Here is a 3,224-nt window from a genome sequence, read left to right on the forward strand (position 1 = left end):
GGCGCATGGGCTCGACGACCTACCTGGTGCCGCCGCTCGCCCTGCTCTTCGGGTGGGCGTTCCTGGCCGAGGTCCCGCCGCTCATGGCGCTCCCCGGCGGCGCCCTGTGCCTGGCCGGCGTGGCCCTGGCCCGCACCGCCGGCGGCCTCCGTCGGCCTGCGAGTCGCCGCGGCCGGCAGGCAGTTACCTAACAAACCTCCACAAACCGGGCGGTATCAGACCGTCGAATCTGACGCCAGCCGGAAAGCCCGCAGGTCCCATCCGCAGAAACTACGGATTAGGGTGCGACTTGTCCGGACGATGACATTGCTTAGAAAACCGCTGCTAACGGAGGCTTAGGCGTTTTGGAATGACCATCCGGTCAGCGGGCAAGCCAAAGACCACACGGAGGTCAAACCAATGAAGCGCAACAGGAAGCGCGTGCTCGCAGCGGTCATGGTGATCGCCGCCCTCGCCGCTGGCGGTGCTGCGTTCACCAACAGCATCACCGGCAACCCGGTGACCAACGGCACGACCGCTGGTTACGGCACGATGACCGTCGCCGGCGCGACCGTCACCGACGTGAACTACACGCTGAACGCCACCGGCACCAGCATCACCAACGTGAACTTCACCTTCACCGGTAACCTGGAGGGCAACACGCTGAGGCTCGCGTTCAACAACGCCAACCTCGGCCTGTGCGCCCATACGGGCATCACCAACGGCGTGATCCCGACCGGGGCCTATGACGGCACCACCAGCACCACCGTGACGTGCGACGTCACGGAGACCACGACTGCCGCCACCAGCCTTCAGGTGGCCGTCACCAACAACTAGAGCCAACCGGCTCGATGGCCGGGAGGAGCGCGGCGGTTTCCGCCGCGCTCCTCCCCGGCCGACCGACTGCGGATGTTCGAAGTGAAGAGCCCTCGTGAAGCGAACCCGATCGCGTGTAGCCGTCCTGAACGGCATCTTCCTGGGCCTGGTGGGCCTGGGGTGGTTCTACCTTGCCCCATCGCGGATCGGCGGCTTCACCACGTACGTCACGACCCACGGCGTCAGCATGGAGCCGCGGTTCCACACCGGCGACCTGGCGCTGGTGCGGCCGGCCGGCCAGTACAAGGTCGGAGACGTCGTCGCGTATCACAGCTCGCTCCTGCACATGGTCGTGATGCATCGCATCGTGGCGATCCACGGCGGTCACTACACCTTCAAGGGCGACAACAACAACTTCCTCGATCCGGTGCATCCCACGCGCTCGCAGCTGGTCGGAAAGCTGTGGGTGCATCTGCCGCGCGCCGGCGTGCTGCTGAACTGGCTGCACACCCCGATGGTCGACGGCGTCATGTTCGGGTTTCTCGGACTCATACTGCTCTCGAGCTTTGGCGAAAAGGAGCGGCGCCGCAGACGCCGCCGGCGCCAAGAGGCAACCGGGTCCTCTAGCCGAGGAGCACCACTCGTGAGCCCGCCTCGAGATCCCGGCGCTCCGCGCCTCATCAACTTCGGTGCCCTGCTCGCCGCCTCGGCCGTCGCCGCGGCGGCTTTCCTGATGCTGGCGGTGCTTGCGTTCACCCGGCCGGCGAGCCGAACCGTCACCCGGGGCACCCCGTACACCCAGCAGGTGAGCTTCGGTTACAGCGCGCGGGTTCCCAGGGGCCCCGTCTATCCGGACGGCCGGATACGGACCAACGATCCAATCTTCCTCTCGCTCGTCCACAACCTCGACGTGCACATCGCCTACCGGTTCACCAGTGGCGGCGCGCCGGCGTTCGTGGCCGGCACCGAGGAGGTTCTCCTCAACCTCATCGGCCCGAGCGGTTGGACGAGGAGCTTCGTGCTCACGCCTCTCACTCACTTCGATGGGGGCGCGACGAGCACCGATGTAACGCTGAGCCTGGGGCACCTGGAATCCCTCATGGCCGAGATCGAAAAGTTGACCGCCGTGACTGGGTTCGGCAGCTTCTCGGTCACCGTCGAGCCCGTCGTGCACGTGACCGGAACGCTCGCCGGCCATCCGATCGATGCCCGTTACGAGCCGGCAATGGGCTTCCAATTCCAGTCAGATCAGCTTGCGCCGGCCAGCGGATCCGCCCCCGCCGGCGCCACCCCGGGCGCGCCCCCGACCAGCGGGCCGGCCAACTACGCGCCCAGCCAGACGAACGCCGTCGCGACGCGCGCGAGCGCTCCGGGCACTTTCACCGCGTTCGGCGTGTCGGTCGCGGTCACGTGGCTGCGCTGGATCTCGCTCGGCGGCCTGCTGATCTCGATCCTCGCCACGATCTTCTGCTACCTGCGCAAGCGCGGTGAGCCGTTCGAAGAGAGCGTTCGCATCCAGGCGCAGTACGGAGATCTGATCGTCCCGATCGTCGCCGGCGAGGATCTCGGTTGGCCTCCGGTCGACGTTGCGAACATCAAGGCGCTGGCCAAGCTCGCGGAAAGCGGCCAGCGACTGATCCTGCATAGCCGGGCCGCCAACGTCGACACCTACATGGTCAACGACGAGGGCACGGTGTACTGCTACCAGGTGCGTCCGTCCAACGTCATCTGGGGCGAGTGGTCCGAGGCCACTGCTCCTGTCGAAGCCGCGGCCTGAAACACCGACGCCACCTCACCCCGCGACCGCTGCCACCCGGTAGAGCACGACGCTGTCCGGCGCGACGACCGCACTGATCTCCCCGCCCGACTTCGTGCTCCGGTGCGCCCAGAGATCTCGCACCGTGTAGGCACGGGATTCCGCCAGCCCGACCCGGCGCGCACTGGTCGAGATCCTCAGCGGCGCTGATCCGCGGTTCAACAGCGCCACCGCGACCGAGCCGCCGGCCAGCAGCCTGCGCCACACCTGGCCCGAGCCGAGCTGGTCGGCGATCGTGCCCTGGATCCCGAGCGGATCCTGGTCGACCGCGATCACCTCACGGTTTGTCAGCATCGCGATCGTGACCGGTGAGAGCGCCCGCGGGTCTGAGCCGAGGATCAGCGGCGCCGCCACCATCGCCCACATCGAAAGCTGGGCGCCGGCTTGCGAGCTGGTCATCCCGAGCTCCGGCCCGAGATAGTCGGGGTCGTTCCAGTGCCCGGGGCCGGCCGCGCCGGGATGTGCGGCGTCGTGGTCGAGATTGCGCAGCACGTTCACCCACTCAACGGCGTGGGGAAAGCCGATGTCTGTGTCGGTGCGCCAGCTCTCCGCGATCCGGCGAGCCCAGCGGTAGGTGGCGTAGGCCGAGTTGGCATAGATCGGGCGAGTACCG

At 67.6% G+C, this 3,224-nt stretch carries 2 protein-coding genes and 2 pseudogenes; 3 read left to right on the plus strand and 1 reads right to left on the minus strand.

What is annotated here, in order from left to right; all coding sequences use genetic code 11:
• The 3 genes and pseudogenes from JOZ00_RS22565 to JOZ00_RS22575 all read left to right on the plus strand — a co-directional run.
• Positions 1-191: pseudogene (locus JOZ00_RS22565) on the plus strand (EamA/RhaT family transporter); the annotation flags it as partial.
• Positions 192-399: 208 nt separating this feature from the next.
• Positions 400-816: a hypothetical protein gene (locus tag JOZ00_RS22570; RefSeq protein WP_293348292.1), complete on the plus strand. Its 417-nt coding sequence runs from the start codon at positions 400-402 to the stop codon at positions 814-816.
• A gap of 94 nt (positions 817-910) precedes the next feature.
• Positions 911-2,572: a signal peptidase I gene (locus JOZ00_RS22575; RefSeq protein WP_293348295.1), complete on the plus strand. Its 1,662-nt coding sequence runs from the start codon at positions 911-913 to the stop codon at positions 2,570-2,572.
• A 15-nt stretch (positions 2,573-2,587) separates the two neighbouring features.
• Here JOZ00_RS22575 and JOZ00_RS22580 read toward each other — a convergent pair.
• A pseudogene (locus tag JOZ00_RS22580) lies at positions 2,588-3,224 on the minus strand (glycoside hydrolase family 27 protein); the annotation flags it as partial.

The sequence above is a fragment of the Mycobacterium sp. genome, assembly GCF_019243155.1.
GTDB lineage: Bacteria > Actinomycetota > Actinomycetes > Mycobacteriales > Mycobacteriaceae > Mycobacterium.